The organism is Streptomyces sp. NPDC091972 (assembly GCF_044756385.1).
Lineage (GTDB): Bacteria > Actinomycetota > Actinomycetes > Streptomycetales > Streptomycetaceae > Streptomyces.
Map to the genome: position 1 here is coordinate 273690 of NZ_JBIVSV010000003.1, position 19563 is coordinate 293252.

General features: G+C 73.7%; 21 protein-coding genes. 8 read left to right on the top strand and 13 right to left on the bottom strand.

Annotated elements, in window-relative coordinates; translation table 11 throughout:
• Positions 1-29 precede the first annotated feature (29 nt).
• A complete protein-coding gene (locus tag ACIQJT_RS10355) occupies positions 30-794 on the bottom strand; it encodes a DUF3152 domain-containing protein (protein WP_402641806.1) in 765 nt (254 codons plus the stop codon).
• Between the two features lie 173 nt (positions 795-967).
• Between ACIQJT_RS10355 and ACIQJT_RS10360 the strand changes: the two genes are divergently transcribed.
• From ACIQJT_RS10360 to ACIQJT_RS10370, 3 genes are read left to right on the top strand one after another with little or no spacing between them, the layout of a single operon-like run.
• On the top strand, positions 968-1663 hold the full coding sequence (locus tag ACIQJT_RS10360; RefSeq protein ID WP_365448772.1) for a response regulator transcription factor: 696 nt from the start codon (positions 968-970) through the stop codon (positions 1661-1663).
• On the top strand, positions 1660-3120 hold the full coding sequence (locus ACIQJT_RS10365) for an ATP-binding protein (RefSeq protein WP_402641809.1): 1461 nt from the start codon (positions 1660-1662) through the stop codon (positions 3118-3120). The genes ACIQJT_RS10360 and ACIQJT_RS10365 overlap by 4 nt, the downstream gene beginning before the upstream one ends.
• Complete coding sequence (locus ACIQJT_RS10370) at positions 3117-3659, top strand: hypothetical protein (protein ID WP_402641812.1); 543 nt, start codon at positions 3117-3119, stop codon at positions 3657-3659. Before ACIQJT_RS10365 ends, ACIQJT_RS10370 begins: the two co-directional genes overlap by 4 nt.
• On the opposite strand, the gene ACIQJT_RS10375 is transcribed toward ACIQJT_RS10370, so the two are convergent.
• The 4 genes from ACIQJT_RS10375 to ACIQJT_RS10390 all read right to left on the bottom strand — a co-directional run bounded on the left by ACIQJT_RS10375 (position 3625) and on the right by ACIQJT_RS10390 (position 6267).
• The gene (locus ACIQJT_RS10375; protein WP_365448778.1) at positions 3625-4026 is read right to left on the bottom strand and encodes a metalloregulator ArsR/SmtB family transcription factor; all 402 of its coding nucleotides are present in this window, start codon (positions 4024-4026) and stop codon (positions 3625-3627) included. The genes ACIQJT_RS10370 and ACIQJT_RS10375 overlap by 35 nt on opposite strands.
• 149 nt (positions 4027-4175) lie before the next feature.
• Complete coding sequence (locus ACIQJT_RS10380) at positions 4176-4550, bottom strand: hypothetical protein (protein ID WP_402641814.1); 375 nt, start codon at positions 4548-4550, stop codon at positions 4176-4178.
• A 611-nt stretch (positions 4551-5161) separates the two neighbouring features.
• Positions 5162-5443, bottom strand: coding sequence for a hypothetical protein (locus ACIQJT_RS10385; RefSeq protein ID WP_402642596.1), 282 nt, complete (start codon positions 5441-5443; stop codon positions 5162-5164).
• Between the two features lie 2 nt (positions 5444-5445).
• Positions 5446-6267 carry a phytanoyl-CoA dioxygenase family protein gene (locus ACIQJT_RS10390; RefSeq protein WP_365448781.1) on the bottom strand — a complete coding sequence of 274 codons (822 nt, stop codon included), beginning with the start codon at positions 6265-6267 and terminating at the stop codon, positions 5446-5448.
• Positions 6268-6337: 70 nt separating this feature from the next.
• On the opposite strand from ACIQJT_RS10390, the gene ACIQJT_RS10395 reads away from it, so the two are divergent.
• Positions 6338-7150: a helix-turn-helix domain-containing protein gene (locus tag ACIQJT_RS10395; protein WP_402641818.1), complete on the top strand. Its 813-nt coding sequence runs from the start codon at positions 6338-6340 to the stop codon at positions 7148-7150.
• A 153-nt stretch (positions 7151-7303) separates the two neighbouring features.
• Here ACIQJT_RS10395 and ACIQJT_RS10400 read toward each other — a convergent pair whose 3' ends face one another.
• Positions 7304-7831, bottom strand: coding sequence for a CGNR zinc finger domain-containing protein (locus ACIQJT_RS10400; protein ID WP_365448784.1), 528 nt, complete (start codon positions 7829-7831; stop codon positions 7304-7306).
• 26 nt (positions 7832-7857) lie between these two features.
• On the opposite strand from ACIQJT_RS10400, the gene ACIQJT_RS10405 reads away from it, so the two are divergent.
• Complete coding sequence (locus tag ACIQJT_RS10405) at positions 7858-8292, top strand: GNAT family N-acetyltransferase (RefSeq protein WP_402641821.1); 435 nt, start codon at positions 7858-7860, stop codon at positions 8290-8292.
• On the opposite strand, the gene ACIQJT_RS10410 is transcribed toward ACIQJT_RS10405, so the two are convergent.
• The 4 genes from ACIQJT_RS10410 to ACIQJT_RS10425 all read right to left on the bottom strand — a co-directional run bounded on the left by ACIQJT_RS10410 (position 8276) and on the right by ACIQJT_RS10425 (position 13361).
• Positions 8276-9175 carry an amidohydrolase gene (locus tag ACIQJT_RS10410; RefSeq protein WP_402641824.1) on the bottom strand — a complete coding sequence of 300 codons (900 nt, stop codon included), beginning with the start codon at positions 9173-9175 and terminating at the stop codon, positions 8276-8278. The genes ACIQJT_RS10405 and ACIQJT_RS10410 overlap by 17 nt on opposite strands.
• Positions 9176-9300: 125 nt before the next feature.
• On the bottom strand, positions 9301-10551 hold the full coding sequence (locus ACIQJT_RS10415) for a VWA-like domain-containing protein (RefSeq protein WP_402641826.1): 1251 nt from the start codon (positions 10549-10551) through the stop codon (positions 9301-9303).
• Complete coding sequence (locus tag ACIQJT_RS10420) at positions 10548-11768, bottom strand: AAA family ATPase (RefSeq protein WP_402641828.1); 1221 nt, start codon at positions 11766-11768, stop codon at positions 10548-10550. The genes ACIQJT_RS10415 and ACIQJT_RS10420 overlap by 4 nt, the downstream gene beginning before the upstream one ends.
• Before the next feature lie 222 nt (positions 11769-11990).
• Positions 11991-13361, bottom strand: coding sequence for a hypothetical protein (locus ACIQJT_RS10425; protein WP_402641830.1), 1371 nt, complete (start codon positions 13359-13361; stop codon positions 11991-11993).
• A gap of 121 nt (positions 13362-13482) precedes the next feature.
• On the opposite strand from ACIQJT_RS10425, the gene ACIQJT_RS10430 reads away from it, so the two are divergent.
• Positions 13483-14640, top strand: coding sequence for a cytochrome P450 (locus ACIQJT_RS10430; protein WP_402641833.1), 1158 nt, complete (start codon positions 13483-13485; stop codon positions 14638-14640).
• Between the two features lie 22 nt (positions 14641-14662).
• On the opposite strand, the gene ACIQJT_RS10435 is transcribed toward ACIQJT_RS10430, so the two are convergent.
• The 3 genes from ACIQJT_RS10435 to ACIQJT_RS10445 all read right to left on the bottom strand — a co-directional run bounded on the left by ACIQJT_RS10435 (position 14663) and on the right by ACIQJT_RS10445 (position 17840).
• A complete protein-coding gene (locus ACIQJT_RS10435; RefSeq protein WP_402641836.1) occupies positions 14663-15436 on the bottom strand; it encodes a hypothetical protein in 774 nt (257 codons plus the stop codon).
• Positions 15433-16692: a glycosyltransferase family 4 protein gene (locus ACIQJT_RS10440; protein WP_402641839.1), complete on the bottom strand. Its 1260-nt coding sequence runs from the start codon at positions 16690-16692 to the stop codon at positions 15433-15435. Before ACIQJT_RS10440 ends, ACIQJT_RS10435 begins: the two co-directional genes overlap by 4 nt.
• A 74-nt stretch (positions 16693-16766) precedes the next feature.
• A complete protein-coding gene (locus ACIQJT_RS10445) occupies positions 16767-17840 on the bottom strand; it encodes an alkene reductase (RefSeq protein WP_365448801.1) in 1074 nt (357 codons plus the stop codon).
• 100 nt (positions 17841-17940) lie between these two features.
• On the opposite strand from ACIQJT_RS10445, the gene ACIQJT_RS10450 reads away from it, so the two are divergent.
• Together ACIQJT_RS10450 and ACIQJT_RS10455 are read left to right on the top strand one after the other, a co-directional pair.
• The gene (locus ACIQJT_RS10450) at positions 17941-18309 is read left to right on the top strand and encodes a MerR family transcriptional regulator (protein ID WP_365448803.1); all 369 of its coding nucleotides are present in this window, start codon (positions 17941-17943) and stop codon (positions 18307-18309) included.
• Between the two features lie 41 nt (positions 18310-18350).
• Positions 18351-19547 carry a cysteine desulfurase-like protein gene (locus ACIQJT_RS10455; RefSeq protein ID WP_402641843.1) on the top strand — a complete coding sequence of 399 codons (1197 nt, stop codon included), beginning with the start codon at positions 18351-18353 and terminating at the stop codon, positions 19545-19547.
• Positions 19548-19563: the final 16 nt, after the last annotated feature.

Sequence of the window (19563 nt, forward strand, 5' to 3'; positions counted from 1 at the left end):
TGCACTCCTGACAGTCGGGGATCGGTGGGTCACGGGACCGAGGGGCCCGTGACAAGGCGGCCGTCGCTGTCGTACGGCCAGACATTGGGGACGCAGCCGTGCAGGCCCTTGATCTGCTGCATCATCACCGGGGCGGGCCGTCCCGCACCGGGGCAGGTGACATGGCCGTGGCCGAGGAAATGGCCCACCTCGTGGTTGACGATCAGCGAGCGGTACCCGACGACGTCCTCGCGGTAGAACTCGGTGGCCAGGACCCAGCGCCTGAGGTTGACCATCACGTCCCGGTTCACGCTGCAGTTGACCGTGCCGCCGGTGTCGAGGCCGCCCTCGGCGCAGATCCGGTCCACGGTGGCCGGGGTGGCGAGGCGGATCCGGAAGTCCGTGGGGCCGCTGGACACCCGCTGGAACGCCGAGTGGCCGTCGGCCGTCCAGCCGCGCGGGTCCGCCAGGGTCCGCTCCACCTGGGCGGCGACGTCCTCGGGGGAGATCGTGATGCCCTTCTCCACCTCGACCCGGTAGCGCAGGGGCGTGCCCTTGCCGACCGGTCCGCTGCCTCCGGGCGCGACGACGAAGGTCCCGGGGCCGCTTCGAGGGAGGGGAGTCGAGGAAGGGCTGGGCGTCGTGCCGGACTCCTCGGCATCTTCCTCCGGCTGCGGCGGCCCGGTGGTCCTCTGCGGCGCCGGGCCGTGGGCGGTCCCCGGCGCCGGCGACGTGCGTCCCGCGTCGGACGGCAGCCACGCCACCACCGCGCCGCCGACGGCCGCGAAGACCGTCAACGCGGCCACGCCGCACATCAGTTGACGTTTCGCGCTCCGCACGGGGCGCTTCCGGCGACCGCGGCCGGTGGGCTTTCGTCTCTGCGCTGTCACGGTGGTTCACGATGTGATCGCCATGTGATCGGAGCTGGCCCGGAAGATAACGAACCGATAACCCTCCTCGTGGCCGCGACCGTGTGGATACTGTGCGCATGTCACGTGTACTGCTGATCGAGGACGACCCCGCCGTGCGGGAGGGCGTCGCCCTGGCCCTGCGGCGCCAGAACCACGACGTCTCCGCCACCGCGACCGGCGAGGAGGGGATGGACCGGCTGCGGGCCTTCCGGCCGGACATCGTCGTCCTCGATCTGATGCTGCCCGGCATGACCGGCCTGGAGGTGTGCCGGAGCATCCGGGCCGTCGACCAGACCCTGCCGATCATCATGGCGACGGCACGGGGCGACGAGGTGGACATCGTTGTCGGCCTGGAGGCGGGCGCCGACGACTACGTCGTCAAACCCGTACTGGCCCGGGTGCTCGACGCACGCATACGCGCCGTGCTGCGCCGGACGGCGGGGGCCCCGGCCGGCACCGAAGGACTGCCGAAGATCGACACCTACGGCGGCCTCGCCGTGGACCGGGCCGGCCTGACCGTCGCGCTGAACGGCGAGCCGATCGCCCTCGCCCCCTCCGAACTGCGGCTCCTGCTCACCCTCTCCGCCTCACCCGGCCAGGTGTTCAGCCGCCAGCAGCTCCTGGAGGCGGTCTGGGAGCACGACTACCACGGCGACGCCCGCCTCGTGGACGCCTGCGTCAAACGACTGCGCACCAAGATGTCCGAGCCGCCCCGCGCCCCTCGCTACATCCACACCGTGCGCGGTTTCGGCTACCGCTTCGCGGCGCCGTGAGGAGGCGCCGGCTGCGGGGCCTGCGGGCCCGACTGGTGGTGGCCTTCGGGCTGGTCGCCACCGTCGCGGCCATCACGACCGGGGCCCTGACCTTCCGGGAGGCGCGCACCGGAGTGCTCCAGCAGAGCCAGGACGCCACCATCAGACAGCTGCGGGCCCAGCTCAACCAGCACGCCGCCGAACTCCCCCTGCCCCCCGACGAACCGGCGCTGCGGGAGTTCGCGCGCGACACGGCGGCCACCGAGTCGCAGGGGAGTTGGCGGGTACTGGTGACCTACGGGGACCGCAGCGGCTCCTCCGCCCCGGGCGACCCCTTCACCGAGGTGACGCCCGCCCTGCGCGAGGCCGTCGCCTCCAACCGGGCCACCGTCTTCCAGCGGGTGCGCGAAGGGGGACGCACCTCCCTGGTCGTCGGCATGTCGATCCTCTTCGGCGGCCGCGACACCGTCGCCACGGTCACCGGGGTCCAGGTGTTCCTCGTCGTTCCGCAGACCACGGAACAGGCGTACGTCGACGCTCTGGTCACCGCCGTCGAGCGGGCCATGGTGGCCGCCCTAGCGCTCGCCGTCGTCCTAGCGCTCCTCGCCGCCCGCGGGGTGCTGGTGCCGGTGCGCCGACTGCGGCTCGCCACCCGCAGGATCGCCGAAGGGCGCCTGGACACCCGGCTCGCCGTCAACGGCTCGGACGAACTCGCGGACCTGTCCCACACGTTCAACGAGACGGCCGCCGCCCTGGAATCGTCGGTCGCCGAGTTGCGCGAGATGGAGGCCCGCGCCCGTCGCTTCGCGGCCGACGTCTCGCACGAACTGCGCACCCCGCTCGCCGCCATGTCCGCGGTCACCGACGTCCTCGACGAGGACGCCGCCCGTCTGGACCCGGACACCGCCACCGCGGTCCGGCTGATCAGCGAGGAGACCGTCAAACTGGCCCGCCTCGTCGACGACTTGATGGAGATCTCGCGTTTCGACGCGGGCGCCGCGGTGCTGCACCTGGACGAGATCGACCTCGCCGAGTCGATCCGGCGCACCCTCGCCGCCCGCAACTGGACGGACACGGTGACGACCGAACTGCCGCCCCCGGACGCGGTCCGCGCACGCGTCGACCCGCGCCGCCTCGACGTGGTCGTCGCCAACCTGGTCGGCAACGCCCTCAGACACGGCGCCCGTCCGGTACGGGTGCGTCTGACCGCCGCCGACGCGGTGGCCGTCATCGAGGTGCGGGACAGCGGGCCCGGCATCCCCTCCGAGGTCCTGCCCCATGTCTTCGAGCGGTTCTACAAGTCGGACACCGCCCGGATCCGCTCCGAGGGCAGCGGTCTGGGCCTCGCCATCACCGCCGAGAACGTCCGTGTCCACGGCGGTACGGTCCGCGCGGCCAACCACCCGGCCGGCGGCGCCGTCTTCACCGTGGAGATCCCGCTGCGGCGGGACGAGTCGTCCGAGGAGTACCCGCCATGAAGCTGCCGCGCCGCGTCCCGCTGCTGACGCTGCTCGCCGTCACCTCCTGCGGCATCCCCGCGACCGGGGTGGTGGAGGCCGGCGGCCCCGCGAGCGGGACCCTCCCGATGACGCAGGTCTACTTCGTCGAGAACGGCGCTCTCGTCGCGACGCCCCGCACGACCGACGAGCCCGGAGAACCCGAGGCGGCCCTCGAACTGCTGTTGGAGGGTCCGCTCGCCGAGGACAGACGCCTGGGCGCCCTCTCCACCGAGGTGCCGGGTCTGCCGACCTCCGCGGCCCTCCCCACGGCGAGCGCCGAGGTGCCCGGCGAACCCGCCTTCGACGCGCCGAGGGTGCGGGTGGAGGGAGGCACGATGACCGTTCGACTCCCGTCGGGAGTGGGCAGGTTGACGGACATCGGGGTGCGGCAGGTGGTCTGTACGGCCGCTTTCGCGTACCGCCTCAACCGCCCGTCGGCAGGCGCGCTCACCGTCGAGGTGGCCGACGGCAGCGGACGGCGGGTCAGGGGGTCGGACGAGGGCTGCCCCGATCGGTGAGGAGCCCGCCCGCGCCGGAAGGGGCCCTCGGCGCTGCCGTGTCCGCCTGCTGGAGCTGCGTCAGGAGCTGGTTCTGGCCCGCCAGGAGCTCCGTGAGGATGCGGCGGGCGGCGCGCAGGAGTTCGGCGACGTCTCCGCCGGCGAGGGCGTAACTCACCGTGGAGCCCTCGCGGATGGACACGACGATGCCCGAGCGCCGCAGCACGGCCAACTGCTGGGAGAGGCTGGAGGGCTCGATGTCGATGTCGGCGAGCAGGTCGCGGACCGGCACGGGCCCGTTCTGGAGCAGTTCCAGCACACGGATGCGCACGGGGTGGCCGAGCATGCGGAAGAAGTCCGCCTTGGCCTGGTAGAGGGGGACGTGCACGGTTGCTCGCTCCCTGCCGGACGGTACGGGGTCGGTGCCGATCCTGCTGGTCGGGGACGCCGGGCGGCCACGGATTGGACTCATGTGGATGTGGCGACTTGAAGAAGTCTTCACATCACGGGCGTGCGGCGCCCCGACCGGCAGCGGTGCTAGATCTCCAACTGCTCCTCCACGCGCTTGAGTTGGTGCCGGGCCATGGCCAGGTTCGAGCGGGCCTTGTCGAGCACGAGGTAGAGGAACAGTCCGTTGCCGGTGCGGCCGGTCACCAGGCGGATGAGGTGGTACTGGTTCTCGAGCGTGATCAGGATGTCCTCGATGTCGCTCTTGACGCCCAGCTGCTCCATGGTGCGCACCTTGGCCCGGATGACGTCGGTGTTGCCGGCCGCCGCGACCGTCGTGTCCAGGTCCTTGCCGCCGCCCAGGGTGCCCAGCGCCATCCCGCTGGTGTAGTCGACCACCGCGGCCGCCACCGCCCCTTCCGTGCCGGCCATCATCTCCTTCAGCGACACTTCCACACTCGCCACGGTGCCTCCCTGAGTTCCAGTGGATCGCGGCGGGCCCGTGGTCGGGTCCGTCCGCCGGATGTCTGGAACGTATGCGCGGAGCGGGGGCCGGGCGCGGGGGTCTTCGGGACTGCCTCCCGTTGACCGAACGCCATACCGACGGGACCGTCTGCGAAGCCACAACTGGCCTTCAGGAGGCCGAAGATGACGACGGGCGGGCCCGCCGTGCTCAGTTGGTGCGGGCCGCCGGCAGCGTCTCGTCGTCCTCCGACTGCGCCGGCGCCGGCGGCACGGAACAGCGCCGGGTCTCGTCTCCGCAGCGGCGGCACATGGCAGGCGGTGGCCAGGACCGCTTCTCCGGCGGCCGGGTGCAGGAGGGCCGGACACGCAGGTGGCGACACGGTCCAGGCCGGTCCAGGCCGGTCCGGGCTCTCGGCGGAGGTGGCCCTGAGCGAGCCGTTCGCCGCCGCGCGTACTGCCCCGCAGGGGCCGGCCCCGGCCGCCTGCTCACCGAGGCGGACCGCACCACGCACGCGCTCGGGGGGCCACCTCCACGGGGCGGCCGAGGTGCTCCTCGACGGGCAGCCCGTCGGGCTCGGCCGGCGCCTCTCCCGTCCCCGCCGCCCCTGGTCTCATCCGCCGCCGACCAGCTTCTCGAAGAAGAACTCGTGCTTGAGGAAGGACGTGTCGTGCTCGGCCCCTGGGTACGGCGGGATCAGCTGCGCGGCCTGGAAGAGCCGCCAGCCGTCCTCCAGTGCGGCCACGCCCGTCCCGTAGGGGGGCTCGTCGCTGTCCCCGGTGGTGGGACGGGTGGTGCCCGTGCCGTCGTAGCGGGCCCAGCCGACGACGCGCGAGTCGAGCGCGGAGGTGTCCAGGTACAGGACCAGGACCTGCTGGCGCACGGTGGTGGACATGGTCACGCCTGGCTCCTCTGTGCGGCGGGCCGGTTCTCGATGCGGCCGGCCCAGTACTCGATGTCGAAGGCGGGGTCGTCGGACAGGAGGCGCCACAGCCTGACCCGGTTGAGGAGCTCGAGCCGGCCGGTGGCCTGCTCGTACCAGGGGAATCCGCGCCCCAGCTCCTCCCGGACGGCGGGTGCGTCCAGGTCCGCCGTGTCCCACAGCCGCACCTGCGGCACCGTCGGGTTGAAGCGGATCTTGTACATGTGGCGGACGGTGTCACTGTCGTTGCGCCGCCCGCCGTGCCAGATCCCGTGGTGCAGCAGCACGATCGTGCCGGCCGGGCAGGTCAGCCGGGTCTGGCCGCGCAGGTTCTGGTAGCGGCCGGTGTCGGACTCGTTGGTGCGGCGCAGATGGCTGCCGGGCACGATGAGGGTGCCGCCCATCTCCGCGGTGACCTCCCGCGGGTAGTACATGAGCTGGACGTCGAACGCGTCGGGCCGCGGATCGATCAGGGCGTCGGCGTGCAAGGGCTGCGCGCTGCCCTCACGAGGCTCCCGGATGTGCACGAAGTGGTGGTCGACGGTCGGCTCCGGCCCCACCAGGCTCTCCAACGCCCCCGCGATGGCGGGCAGTTCGACCAGCCGCCGGGCGAAGGAACCCTGCGGGAACGCCTTCGGCACAGGGGTGCCGTACGGCACCGAGGGCAGCCCGGCGGCGAAGACCGCGAGCGCCTCCTCGTTCATCTCCCGGGGCACGATGCCGTCCAGGCGCAGGAAACCGTGGGCCACGAACCGCGCCACCTGGACGGAGTTCAGTAGCTGTCGTGTGGTTGACATACGGCAACCGTAGGAACAACCGGCCCGGCGGTCGTGGGCTGTAATCGACGACCACTGGTAATTTCCCACCATGACCCGTCACGTCGACCTGGCCCTCGACCTGCCGCCCCAGGTGGAGAACGCGGGCGTCGGCGTGCACGGCTCCGCGGGCCCGCACGACGTGTTCCGCCTCCCCCATCTGTGGCAGCTCCATCTCTACGGCTACTCGGGCACCCTGGAGTTCGGCGGCTCCCGGCACCCGATCCGCCCCGGACACGTCAGTTTCGTGCCGCCCGACACCGAGGTGCACTTCCACTACGACGCCACGCGCTGCGAGCACCTGTACGCGCACTTCCGGCTGCCCGGCGACGGCGAGCGGCACCGGGTCCCGGTGATGCAGGACGCCGGCGCGGACGCGGCGGTGCTGACCGGGCTGCTGCGGCAGACGGTCGCGGCGAGCGCACACTCCCCGGCCCGCGCCTCCGCCGAACTGTGGACCGTGCTGTGGCGCACGACCGGCCTGGCCGGCACCGGCGAGGACCGGGCCCGGCACCCTGCGCTGCGGACGGCGGTCGCCCACATCGAGGAGCATCTGGCCGGCCCCCTGACCGTCCCCGGCATCGCCCGTGCCGCCGGGGTCTCGCACACCCACCTGACCCGGCTGTTCCGCGAGGACACCGGGCAGACGGTCGTCGCCTACATCCGGCGCCGCCGCATGGAGCGCGCCCGGCACCTGCTGATCGCCTCGACGCTGGCCATCCCGGCGATCGCGGCGACGGTCGGCATCCCCGACCTCCAGGCCTTCAACAAGACCTGCCGCAAGGAACTGGGCGCCTCGCCGCGGGCGGTACGGGAGCGGCACGGCCAGGGATCACGCGGGCGCCGGAACCCCGCGCCGGGCTGATCGGGATGCTGCTGCCGAGGGCCAGGAGGATGCCACCGCGGTTCTGACGGTCCGTCACGTTAGATGGAAATGATTGTCGGAAACAGCTTCGGCCGCAGCTATGTGAAGACCGTTGGCAACAATTGACCCGTTCCTGGTCAGAGCTCGCCGGGGCTAGGCCTGCGGTGCGGTGCGGGCCCGGTGGCGGCGCACCGCGTCACGGTTGGCGCAGCGGTGGGAGCAGTACCGGCGGCGGCCGGTGCGGGTCGTGTCGGCGAAGATCGTGGCGCACTCCGTCACCTCGCAGCGCCGCAGCCGGTGCATGCCGCGCCCCGCCAGGTGCAGGGCGGTGCCCACGGAGATCAGGGAGTACAGGACGTCGCCGAGCGACTGCCCCTCGTCGCGGTAGTGCAGATGCCAGCCGGTGCCCACGTGGTTGGTCATCCTCGGGTACGCGGCGGCCGTCGCCAGCATGCGGTTGAGCAGTGCGGCGCGCTCGTCCTCGTCCGGGGCGTCGACGACCTTCTCCCACGCGTCCAGCACCTCGCCCGTGCGGGCCAGGTCCCGCGCGGTGACCGGGCCGTCCAGTACCACCCCGGCGGCGCGGCAGCGGTCCGCGAGGTCCTCGGCGTCGGCCGGACGCCGGTTGGCCAGATCCGCGGCCAGGTTCACGGGGTCCTCGCCGTAAGGGTTGAGGTGCACAAGGGCATTACACCAACCTGGTCGGCATGGGACAAGGCGGCACAGGCTCAGGGCCCGTACGGCGGGCGGTGGAGTACGACCTCGTGGAGCTGGTGCGTCTGCGGGCCCCGCGGTCCGGCGACGCCGACGGCCACGCGCTGGACTCGCTGGCCGCGACGCTGTGGGAGCAGCTCGCCGACGACGACGTGCGCGTCCTGGTCGTAGACGCCGGGGACGGGAAACTCGCCGCATGCGGCATCGGCGCCCTCGACCGGCGTCCGCCCGGACCGGGGTCGCGCGGGGCCCGGACCGGGCACGTCGTCTCAGTCGTCACCGATCCGGACCACCGGCGGCACGACCACAGCGGCACGCTCGTCAGAGGCCTGCTCACCTGGTTCCGGGAGCGCGGCGTCTCCCGGGTGGAACTGCGCTCTCCCGTCGAGGAGGCGCCCCCGCGCCGCGCCGTCACTCCTTCCCGGTGAGCAGTCTGCGCGGGTTGGCGATCCGGAAGGCGTAAGCGGCCGCTCCGCCGAGCCCGTGGCCGGGGTGCTGCGGCGGCTCCGCGTACGGCCGGTCCGAACCCTGGACCACGGCGTCCACGCCCAGCGCCCGCACCACGGACTCGACCGCGCGCGGCCCGTACGAGGACGTCTCGACGAAGACCGACGGGTCGGGCCGCGTCCCGCCGCCCCCGCGCGCGGCGAACCGCTCCCCGTGCAGCGGGGCGAGCCCGGCCAGCAGCGCGAAACAGACCCGCAGCCGAGGGTGGCGGGGGCGGCCGAAGGCGTGGAAGCCGAACCAGGCGGCGTGCATCTGCTGGACGTAGGGGACCATCGCGGGCCACCAGCCGGGCCCCTCGCAGCCGCCGGCCGCGGGCCCCGGATGCACGAACAGCGGCAGGTCGCGTTCCTCGAGCAGGTCGAGCAGGGGGGCGCAGCGGGCGTAACCGGCCGCGTCGAGGAGGGCGTCGGCGGGCAACTGGAGGCCGACGAACCCCTGGTCGAGTCGGGCGGCCGTGGCCTGCGCGTCGATGTCCCGCACACAGGCGGCGGCCCACGCCCCGAAGGGCCGGGGCAGCGCGGCCGCGCCCTCGTGGTAGGCGTCGAGCAGCGGCCGCGCCTCGGCCGCCGGCAGCCACTCCACGCCGATCGGCGCCGACAGGGAGACGAGTGCGAGGCCGAGCCCGTCGGACGCGGCGAGGTCCGCGCGCAGGCCCACGTCGTGGTCGGCGGGCGGGAGGTCGTACGGCGGCTCACCGTCCAGATACAGCGTCCAGCCGTCCAGGTACGGCGGCTCCCGGCGCGCCCTCAAGGCCGTCACCAGCGCCGGGCTCCACAGATGCTGGTGCACGTCGACATTGGTCATGCCGCTCCTCCCACCCAGGCCCGCGAGATGCTCCCGGACTCCGCCTGCTCCCATGATCTCGCGGCCCACCACCTCCCCGTCCACCCCGCGGGCGTTCTGCGGCCGGGCCGCTACCCGCCGGGCGCCTAGCCGATCTCCACCACGCGGGCCCAGGCGGGCGGCGCGTCCGGCACGTACTCGGGGTCGTTCTCGCGTCGCGCCTGACTCCTGCCCGGCCGGGGGAACAGGCCGACCACCGTACGGCACGAGGGCCGCGCGCTCGGCCAGGGCGTCTGACCGTCGGTCAGGGCCACGATCACGTCCGGGCGGGGACGCGAGCGCAGCGCCTTCTCGAAGCCCGTGCGCAGGTCGGTGCCCCCGCCGCCGACCAGCGGGATCCCCTCGGCCCGGCACAACGGGCGCACGGCACCGGCCGCCGCGTCGCACGAGAGCACGCCGACCAGGTCACGGCGGCCGCCCACGGCACGGGAGATCGCGGCCACCTCCAGCAGGGCGCTGCCCAGTTCGTCGTCGCCGACCGAGCCGGAGGTGTCGATGATCACGCAGACCCGCGGCGGCCGGCGCCGCAGACTCGGCAGCACCGCGCCCGGCACCCCGGCCGAGCGGCGCGACGGACGGCCGTAGCTGTAGTCGTCGCCCGCCCCGGACCCGCAGACCGCCGACCGGAGCGCCGCGCCCAGCAGGTCCCGCCACGGCTGCGGAGGATGGAACGCCTCCTCCGCCCACCGCCGCCAGCCCCGCGGGGCGCTCCCCGGCCGCGCCCTGATGCCCTCCGCCACCCGGAAGCGGACGGCGTCCCGTTCCTGCTCGCTCAGCCCGTCCGCCCCGTCGGGGCCCAGGTCCCACGCGCGCTCCAGACCGTCGGCCCCGCTTCCGCAGTCCAGCCAGGACAGGTCGAGGGTGAGCGCACCGAGGCCGATCCGGCCGAGGTACTCCTCCATGAGCTCGCCCTCGGGCAGTCGCAACCGCCAGGGCTGCACGGCCCCTTCGGGCTGGAGCAGCCCGTCGCCGTACACGTCGTCGTTGATCTCGCAGTCCGCGGCGATGTTCATCCGCAACCGGTCCCCGACCCCGGTCAGCCCGTGCTCCCGCGCGACCCGGTCACCGCGCCCGTGGTGGTCGCGCAGCAGATGGGACACCTCGTGCACCCACACGCCCGCCAGCTCCGCCACCGGCGTCCGGTCCACGAAGGCCGGGGAGACGTAGCACCGCCAGTGCCGGTCGACGGCCATCGTGGGCACCCGCTCCGACTCGACGGTGTGCAGCGCGAACAGCGCGGTGGCGAGGTAGGGGCGGGCCCGGGCCGCGTGCAGACGGGCGGCGAAGAGCTTGTCGCGGTCCAGTCGGCCCCCCGCCTCGGGGGTGGTCGCGCTCACCGGCGGCCCTTGGAGGCGACCGCCGCCCGGTCCGCCCGCCGCGACAGCGCGACCGTGCCGGCCAGCCTCTCGATGCCGGCCGGCACGTCCCAGTCCTGCTGCCGCAGCGAGGCCAGCGTGGTCGCGGGCACGACCACCAGGTCCGGCGCCCCGGTCTCCAGCGCCCGCGCCAGCACCGCCCACGCCGCGTCCCAGCGGTCCCGGTCGGGACGGGCGCGTACGGCCGCCACGACACCGTCGAGCACGGCCTGCCGCAGGTCTCCCCGCTCGGGCAGGACGGCACCCTCGGGGTCGGCGAGCACGTCCTCCGGGTCCGGGAGGTCCAGCCGGTCCAGGCTCGCCAGCAGTTCGAGGCCCGGGCCGTCACCCACCGTGCCCCGGACCAGCAGGGAGAGAACGTCCCGCGCGGAACCGGCCGCGGTCGCGAAGGCGACCAGGGACAGTGTCATGTCCCAGCTCCGCGGGGACGGCCAGGGACCGCCCCGCCGGGTCTCGTCGGTGGGCAGCCGGTGCACGAGGGTGGGCCGCGCGGCGAGCAGCCCGCACACCGCACGGCGGGCGAACGCCACGGCCTCCGGAAGCCTGCCCGGGTCGAGCCGCGGCAGGGTGGCCCGCGGCCAGGTCCCGCCGAGCCCCCGTACGACGACCTCGTGGTCGTGGGTCCACTGGAGATGGACGAACCGGTTGGCCAGCGGCGGGCTGAGTTCCCAGCCGTCGGCCGCCGAGGACCGGGGGTTGGCGGCGGCCACGATCCGCACCCCGGGCGGCAGTTGCAGCGCGCCGATCCGCCGCTCCAGGACGAGCCTGAGCAGCGCGGCCTCGACGGCGGGCGGCGCGGTGGACAACTCGTCCAGGAACAGCAGCCCCCGCCCGGCACGCACCAGCCGTACCGCCCAGTCCGGCGGGGCCATCGGCACGCCCTGGGTCGCGGGATCGTCCCCGACCACGGGCAGCCCCGAGAAGTCGGACGGCTCGTGCACGCTGGCGATCACCGTGGTCAGCGGCAGGTCCAGGGCCGCGGCGAGCTGGGTGAGGGCGGCCGTCTTGCCGATACCGGGCTCGCCCCACAGCAGGACCGGCAGGTCGGCGGCCACGGCCAGGGTGAGGGCCTCCAGTTGGGAGTCGGGGCGCGGTTCGGTGGTGGAGTCACGCAGGAGGGCCAACAGGTCGGCGGCGATGTCGAGTTGGGAGGCGGGAGCAGGGACGGTCTTGGGCATGTGTGATCACCTGTAGGCCAGGAGTGGGCCGGGAAGGGGGACGGTGTCCCCGGTGGCGGGATCAGCGCGCAGCTCTGGACGGGCGCGTCGAACCCGGGAGTCGTGGTGGCGGGGTCAGTGCGTGTGCCGGGGCCGGGTGCGCGGAGGTCGGGTGTCGTGGTGGTGGGGTCAGGGCGTGTGCCGTGGACGGGCGCGCGGGTCTCGGGAGTGGCGGTGGCGGGGTCAGGGCGTGTGCCGTGGACGGGCGCGCCGGGTGCGGGAGTCGCGGCCGGTCGGACGCGGCCGGAACCAGGTGGGTCCGGGTCCCGTCAGGCCGGCCCTGAACAGGCCGTAGGTGACGCGTCGCAACGCGGCCGCCTCCAGTTCGTCCCGGAGGGGGCCGGCGCGCAGCAGCGCCTCGGGGCCCAGCAGTCCTTCCACGACGGCCAGCGCGCCGGCGGTGTCGCCGTGCACGAGGCGTTCGCGGACACCGTCCAGGCAGTGCGGACGACGATGTGCCTCGTCGATCGCATGGAGGCAGGGGAGCGGGGTGCCGGTCAGGGCGACCAGCAGTTCCTCCCGCCGGATCTCGTCGGGGTCGTGGTCGAGCGGGGCCAGCACCCCGTCGACCAGGCCGATCCGGTGGAGGGCTCCCCGGCACTCGACGAGCCGCGGCCGTCCGGGCCCGGTGGAGGTGCGGGGCGGTCCGGTGGCCGTGCGGCCCGGTGCCAGCGCGGCGGCGACCAGGGGGTGCAGCCGGCCGGCCTCGATCGCACCGGCGCGCAGCAGTCGGAGGTCGGGCGGCACCCAGGTCGCCGCGTCCGGCAGGACGGGGAGCGCGGAGACGCTGCCGGCCGAGGGCCTCGGTACGGGTCGTACCAGGTCCTCGTCCGCGGCGAGTTCCAGCACCAGCCGGTGCCGCCCGCCCCAGCGCACCGACAGGCGGCCGCCGGACCGCCCTTCGGCCGCGAGCAGTGTCCGGGCCTCGGACGCCCAACGGTCCACGGCACAGGCGGCCGGCACCGCCAACTCCGTTGCCCATAGGGGTCGTTGCCGGTCGGCCGACCGGGGCGGGGGACCGTCGGCCCCCGACCGTCCCCGCAGCTCCCCGGCTCTCGACGCGTCCCACAGATGCCGGTGCAGGTCCAGCCGGAAGCGTCGGTTCGGGCGCGGGTGCGGATGCCCCACGGCGTCCGCCGCGGACCGGGACCACAGTGCGAGGCTGACGCGCTGCCCGGCGTCCGCCCAGGCGGGCGCGGTCCGGGCCACCAGGTGCACGGGGCCCTCGGCGGTGTCGTACCGCGCCAGCGTCAGGGTCACCCCGGGCCGCAGCAGCCCGTCCGGGGCGACCCTCGGCATGTGCCAGCGCAGCAGGTCGGGTGCGAGGGCGCGCAGATCGGACCGGACCCTGGACGCCAGGTCCCGGCCGTGGCCGCGCGCCACGGCACGGAGATGGAGATCGACGTCGAAACCGGCGGCGGCGCACGCCCCCGCCCAGTCCCCGGCGAGGCGACGGGCGGTCGCGGTCTCGATCATGGAGGCCGGCACGGCGAACTCGCGCACGCGCGGCCAGAAGGAGGTACGGATGTCCTCGTCCGTGGTCGAAGGGAGCATCAGCGCTCACCTTGCGCGGACGGGACCCCCAATCGTTCAGGAGTGTGAGTCGTCATCGTGGAGCAGCGTAAGCCCCTCCCCGCGGATCCGTCACGTGGTTTGTGCCGGGTTAGCCTGGGGCGTGATCGGATTTCCGCTCGGCGCCGCCACCACGACGGCCCGGCTCACCAGTGATCCGCACCCGCGTCTGGCCCAACTCCGCGCGTGCGAACCGGTGTCGTGGCTGCCCGGACTGAACGGCTGGCTGGTGACCCGCCGCGATCTCGCGCTCGAGGTGATGCGGGACCCCGAGACCTTCACCGTCGACGACCCCCGCTTCTCGACCGCCCGGATCGTCGGCCCGAGCATGCTCTCCCTGGACGGCGCTGAGCACACCCGCCACCGCGAGCCGTTCACCGCACCCTTCCGGCCACGTGAAGTGCACGACGGTTTCGCCGAGTTCGTCGAGCGGGAGACCGACCGGCTCGTCACCGCGCTGGAACCGACGGGCGCCGCCGAGCTGCGCCGCGCCTTCGCCGGCCCGCTCGCCGTCGCCGTCGTCACCGAGGCGCTCGGGCTGGTGGGCGCCGGCACCGACACGGTGCTCTCCTGGTACGACGCCATCGTGCGGTCCGTCTCGGACCTCACGGCGGGCCTGGCGGCGGGGCCCGCAGGTCCGGAGGCCTACGCACAACTGCGGCGGGCGGTCGAGGCCACGGTCGCCGAAGGAGCCGACTCCTCGCTCCTGACCCGCGCAGCCGACCGGCTGGCACTGCCGGAAGTGGCCTCCAACGCCGCGGTGCTGATGTTCGGCGGCATCGAGACCACCGAGGGGATGATCACCAACGCACTGCTGCACCTCCTCGGCCATCCCGACCAACTCGCGCTCGTCCAGGCCGACTCCGGGCTGCTCGACAATGCGATCGAGGAGTCGCTGCGTCTGGAACCGGGCGCGGCCGTCGTCGACCGCTACGCCACCCGTGACACCGCTCTCGGGCCGGCCACGATCCGCCGGGGCGACCTCGTCACGGTCTCCCTGGCCGGCGCCAACCGTGACCCCGCCGTCTTCCCCGACCCCGACCGCTTCGACGTCCGCCGCGCGAACGCCCGCCTCCACCTGGCCTTCGCGCACGGACGCCACTACTGCCTCGCCGCCCATCTGGCCCGCCTGGAGACCCGTGTCGCCCTGCGGCACCTGCTCGACCGGCTCCCCGGCCTCCGCCTCGACCCCGACCGCCCGGCCGCCCCGCACGGCCTGGTCTTCCGCAAGCCGCCCACCCTGCATGTGCTCTGGGGCTGACGGCACGGACGCGCGCCGTGTCTCAGCCGGCCCGGGTCACCTCCAGGGACAGGTCGTTGTCGACCGTGTAGTACGGCCGCACCTCGACGCCTCCGGCATGGGCGCCGGGGTAGACGAAGACGTGCTTGCGGTCCGCCACGTCGTCCAGGAGACGCGCGAGCCGGATCATCGGGGCGCCCGCAGCGGGACGGACGAACAGGTCCCAGATGCCGGGGTCCAGGGTCGAGTCGTCGACCGTGAAGGAGAAGCTCCGGCCGTCCTCCGCGGCCACCGGCTCAAGAGCGCGGACGACTCCTTCGCCGCGGCGCAGCCGCAGCCGCACCTCGGCGCCGTCCGACAGCGCGGCCCCGTGCAGCCGGGCCGCGAACCGCAGCGTCCCGCCCGTGACGTCCACGCGGCCGGCCTCCGCGTGCGCGGGCCGCAGCCAGGTCCGCAGCGCGAGGTAGCCGTCCTTGGTGACATAGGGGACCCGCACGGCCAGCGGTCCCCGCCGCTCCCGCAGGTGCCCGTCGACCAGGGCCCGCAGGTCGCGGGGGCCGGGCCGCAGACGCGTGCGCTCGGTGCCGTCCAGCAGGTACACGTCCCACCGGCCCTCCGCGAGCACGGGGTCCGTGCCCAGGACGGCCCGGGCGCGCCCCTCGCCCGCGGGGTCGAGGTCGAGGACGTGCAGGGTGTCCTCGGGCTGTCCCTTCTTCGGGCGCAGCCGCAGCAGCAGCCGGTGCCCGGGTGCCGCCGGCAGCTCGAAGGTGATCCGGCCCTCCGCGTCGACAGCGCAACCGGTGCGTGGTGTGGTCATGACCGTCCCTTCCGTACGAGGCGCAGCGCGCCGCTCGCCGCGACCAGCGCGGTGTCCCTGGCGGCGGAGCCCCGGGCGGTCAGCGTTCCGCGCTGACGCTCCCGCACGACCGGCCGGCCCGCCCGCCGCGCCGCGACGGCCTCCGCGATGAGCCGCTCGGCCTGTTCCACGACCGGACCGGGGGCGAACCGGCGGGCGTTCTCCAGGGCCGCCCGGCTCATCCGGCGGCGCAGTTCGTCGTTCCCGACCAGTTCCAGCAGGGCCGCCGCCATCGCGTCCCGGTCCCCTACCGGCACCAGCCGGCCGTCGACCCGGTCCGCGATGATCTCGCGGGGCCCGTGGGGGCAGTCGGTGCTCACCACGGGCAGCCCGCAGCGCATCGCCTCGACGATGGTCATGCCGAAGGGTTCGAAGTCGGAGGCGGCCACCCCGATCGAGCCCTTGACCCACTCCGCCTCCATCGGGGCCGCGGGCCCCATCAGGAAGACGTTGTTCCACAGCCGCAGGTCGGTGATGAGCCGCCGCAGCCGGTCGTGTTCCTCGCCCTTGCCGTAGATGCGCAGCTGCCAGTCCGGATGCGCGGCGGCGACCGCGGCGAAGGCCTCGACGAGCAGGTCGTACCGCTTCACCCGGACCAGCCGGCCGGCCGCGACCACCACCTTGGCGGAGGCGTCCGCGGCCGGCAGCACCGGATCCGGCACGCTGTTGGGCAGTGCCTCCACGCGTACGCCGGGCAGCCGCATCCGGCGCCGGTACGCGGCCGCGTCGGCCTCGGTGACCGTGGTGAGCACGTCGAGGCCGCGGTAGGCCCGGCGCAGCGCGGTGCGCAACCGTGGCGAGTGGTTGTCCAGTGTGAGGTGTTCCTGCCCCATCCGGGCGACGTGCGGCGGCGCCTGGACCGCGAGATGCACGTTGAGCCCGGGCCGGGTGCCGATCACCACGTCCGCGTCGGTCCCGGCGAGGGCCTCCGCTATCCGCTGGTCCGTCAGTTCGCTGTACTGCCCGTACCGGTACTCGGACCGCGGGAACACCCGCGCCGGTCTCAGGTGCGCGGGGTGCTCCTTCTCCTGTCTGAGATCCACCAGCGGCCGCAGCGAAACCCGGGGATCCAGCACGAAGTTGGGCAGCTCCCGGTGCCGGAGAACGGAGACGATCTCCACCTCGTGCCGTTCGGCCAGGGCCTGGGCCAGGTTGAACGTGGTGGTGATGGTCCCTCCGATCCCGTAGGCGTTGTGGAGCAGGAAAGAGATCTTCATGCCGGGCTAGACCACCCGCAATTGCCTTCGGTTGACCTTCGTTACCTTTTCGTGGTGTCCTCGCCGCCCAGGCGTCACGCCGTGTACTGGTATGCGGGATAAGTGAGGTAGCCGTTGTCGCCGCCCTGGAAGTAGGTGGCCTCGTCGGCGGGGGCGATCGGCAGTCCGGTGCGCAGTCGCTCGACCAGGTCCGGGTTGGCGATGAAGGCGCGGCCGAAGCTGATGAGATCGGCGCCGAGATCCAGCCAGTGGTCGGCCTCGGAGCGGCCGGTCTGCTTGGCGCCCATCGGCTGGACCGGGTTCATGACGAGCGCGCCCGGCCAGGCCCGGCGCAGGGCGACGAGGGTCTCCTCCGGGGCGGTGGCCTCCAGATGGACGTAGGCCAGTCCGAGCCGGGACAGCTCGGTCAGCAGCGCGGTGTACAGCTCGGGGACGTCCGACTCCTCGACCCCCCAGAACGTGCCGCCCGGTGAGAGCCGGATACCGGTCCGCTCCGCGCCCACCGCGTCCACGGTCGCGGCGGCCGCCTCGACGGCGAACCGGATCCGGCCGGCCACCGAGCCGCCGTAGCGGTCCGTGCGCAGGTTGGCGTTGGAGGAGAGGAACTGCGAGATCAAGTAGCCGTTGGCGCCGTGGAGTTCCACCCCGTCGAAGCCGGCGTCGACCGCGCGGCGCGCGGCCTCGGCGTACGAGGCGGCGTGCTCGGGGACCTCCGCCGTCTCCAGCGCCCGCGGCACGGGCGCGGGCTGTGGTCCCGTGGGCGTGAACACCTCGCCGACGGCCGGGACGGCCGAGGGGCCGACGGGCCGCAGACCGTTGGTGTCCGGGTGCGAGACCCGGCCGCCGTGCATGATCTGCGCGAAGATCCGGCCCCCGTTGGTGTGCACGGCCTCGGTCACCTGGCGCCACGAGGCCACCTGCTCGTCGGTGTACAGCCCCGGCGTACCGGGATTGGACTGTCCGATCAGGCTCGGCTGCACCCCCTCGGTGACGATCAGGCCGGCCGTGGCCCGCTGGGCGTAGTAGCGCGCCATCGACGGTGTGGCCAGACCGCCCTCGGCGGCCCGCACCCTGGTCATCGGGGCCATGACCACCCGGTTGGGCAGCCGCAGTCCGCCGAGCCGGAAACCGGTGAAGAGCGTCGTCACGTCATGTCTCCTTCGTGATCCGTCGTACCCGTGTCCCGGGCACGCGGTTACGCTAAAACCTGACGTCGACGTGAGGGTCAAGCCCGTCAGGGAGGAACACATGCGCATCGGTGAGCTGTCGGCACGGGCCGGGGTCAGCGTCCGGGCCCTGCGCTACTACGAGGAGCAGGGCCTGCTCGCCAGCACGCGCAGCGCGAGCGGGCAGCGGCACTACAGGGAGTCCGCGGTCGAGCGCGTGCTCTTCCTCCAGCGGATGTACGCGGCCGGGCTGTCCAGCCGTACGATCGCCGAACTCCTGCCGTGCGTCGAGTCACCCAGCGAGGAGACGTCCGACGCCGCGCTGGTGCGGATGGCCGAGGAGCGCGACCGGCTCTCCGAGCACATCGCGGACCTGATCCGCACCCGGGACGCCCTCGACCGGCTGATGGCCACCAACCGGGCCCACCGCGAGAGCCTGCGCACGGCGTGACAGGCTGAGACGACCACAACCGGCCGGACCGAGGAGCCCCCGTGACGTACGACATCGACGCCCTCCGCTCCCACTTCCCGGCCCTGTCGGCCGGCACCGCCCACTTCGACGGCCCCGGCGGCACCCAGACCCCCGAACCGGTCATCCGGGCCATCGCCGACGCCCTGGCGCAGCCCCTGTCCAACCGGGGGCGGACCACCGTGGGGGAGCGCAACGCCGAACGGATCGTCACCGGGGCCCGCCGGGCCATGGCCGACCTGCTCGGGGCCGACCCGGCGGGCATCGTCTTCGGCCGCAGCGCCACCCAGCTCACCTACGACTTCTCCCGCACCCTCGCCAGGACGTGGTCGCCCGGCGACGAGGTGGTCGTCACGAGCCTCGACCACGACGCCAACATCCGCCCCTGGGTCCAGTCGGGGGTCACCGTGCGCTGGGCCGAATTCGACCCGAAGACGGGGGAGTTGACGGTCGACGCCATCCGGTCCGTCCTGTCCGGTCGCACCAGGCTGGTCGCCGTCACGGCCGCCTCCAACCTGATCGGCACCCGACCCGACATCCCCGCGATCGCGCGGGCGGTGCACGAGGCCGGAGCACTCCTGTACGTCGACGGTGTCCACTTCGCCGCCCACGCCCCGGTCGACCTGGAGGCGCTGGGTGCGGACTTCTTCGTGTGCTCCCCGTACAAGTTCCTCGGCCCGCACCACGGAGTCCTCGCCGCTCGCCCGGAGTTGCTGGAGACCCTGCACCCGGACAAGCTCCTGCCCTCCACCGACGCCGTCCCCGAGCGCTTCGAACTGGGCACACTGCCTTACGAGTTCCTCGCCGGCACGGCGGCGGCGGTCGACTTCCTCGCCGAACGGCTCGACCCGGACGCCACCGGCAGCCGGCGGGAGCGGCTGGCCGCCGGGTTCGCCGCCCTCGAAGCCCACGAGCACGTCCTGCGCACCCGCATCGACGAGGGGCTGGCCGCGCTCGACGGCGTCACCGTCCACTCCCGGGCCGCCGACCGCACCCCGACCGTCCTGCTCACCTTCGAGCACCACAGCACGGCCGACGCGTACGGCTTCCTCGCCGAACGCGGTGTCCAGGCCCCGGCGGGCTCCTTCTACGCCGTCGAGGCCTCCCGCCGGCTCGGCCTCGGCGACAGCGGCGGCCTGCGCGTCGGGCTCGCCCCCTACAACGACCTGGACGACGTCGACCGGCTCCTGACGGGACTGACCGACTTCCTCAAGGGGTGAACTCCCCGAAGAGATG

Bases quoted from the DNA above. Each gene is read 5' to 3' on its own strand.
- ACIQJT_RS10410 (WP_402641824.1), bottom strand. From the start codon at position 9,175: ATGACCAATGTCGACGTGCACCAGCATCTGTGGAGCCCGGCGCTGGTG.
- ACIQJT_RS10405 (WP_402641821.1), top strand. From the start codon at position 7,858: ATGGGACAAGGCGGCACAGGCTCAGGGCCCGTACGGCGGGCGGTGGAG.
- ACIQJT_RS10440 (WP_402641839.1), bottom strand. From the start codon at position 16,692: ATGAAGATCTCTTTCCTGCTCCACAACGCCTACGGGATCGGAGGGACC.
- ACIQJT_RS10450 (WP_365448803.1), top strand. From the start codon at position 17,941: ATGCGCATCGGTGAGCTGTCGGCACGGGCCGGGGTCAGCGTCCGGGCC.
- ACIQJT_RS10370 (WP_402641812.1), top strand. From the start codon at position 3,117: ATGAAGCTGCCGCGCCGCGTCCCGCTGCTGACGCTGCTCGCCGTCACC.
- ACIQJT_RS10395 (WP_402641818.1), top strand. From the start codon at position 6,338: ATGACCCGTCACGTCGACCTGGCCCTCGACCTGCCGCCCCAGGTGGAG.
- ACIQJT_RS10360 (WP_365448772.1), top strand. From the start codon at position 968: ATGTCACGTGTACTGCTGATCGAGGACGACCCCGCCGTGCGGGAGGGC.
- ACIQJT_RS10385 (WP_402642596.1), bottom strand. From the start codon at position 5,443: ATGTCCACCACCGTGCGCCAGCAGGTCCTGGTCCTGTACCTGGACACC.
- ACIQJT_RS10435 (WP_402641836.1), bottom strand. From the start codon at position 15,436: ATGACCACACCACGCACCGGTTGCGCTGTCGACGCGGAGGGCCGGATC.
- ACIQJT_RS10425 (WP_402641830.1), bottom strand. From the start codon at position 13,361: ATGCTCCCTTCGACCACGGACGAGGACATCCGTACCTCCTTCTGGCCG.
- ACIQJT_RS10390 (WP_365448781.1), bottom strand. From the start codon at position 6,267: ATGTCAACCACACGACAGCTACTGAACTCCGTCCAGGTGGCGCGGTTC.
- ACIQJT_RS10420 (WP_402641828.1), bottom strand. From the start codon at position 11,768: ATGCCCAAGACCGTCCCTGCTCCCGCCTCCCAACTCGACATCGCCGCC.
- ACIQJT_RS10355 (WP_402641806.1), bottom strand. From the start codon at position 794: ATGTGCGGCGTGGCCGCGTTGACGGTCTTCGCGGCCGTCGGCGGCGCG.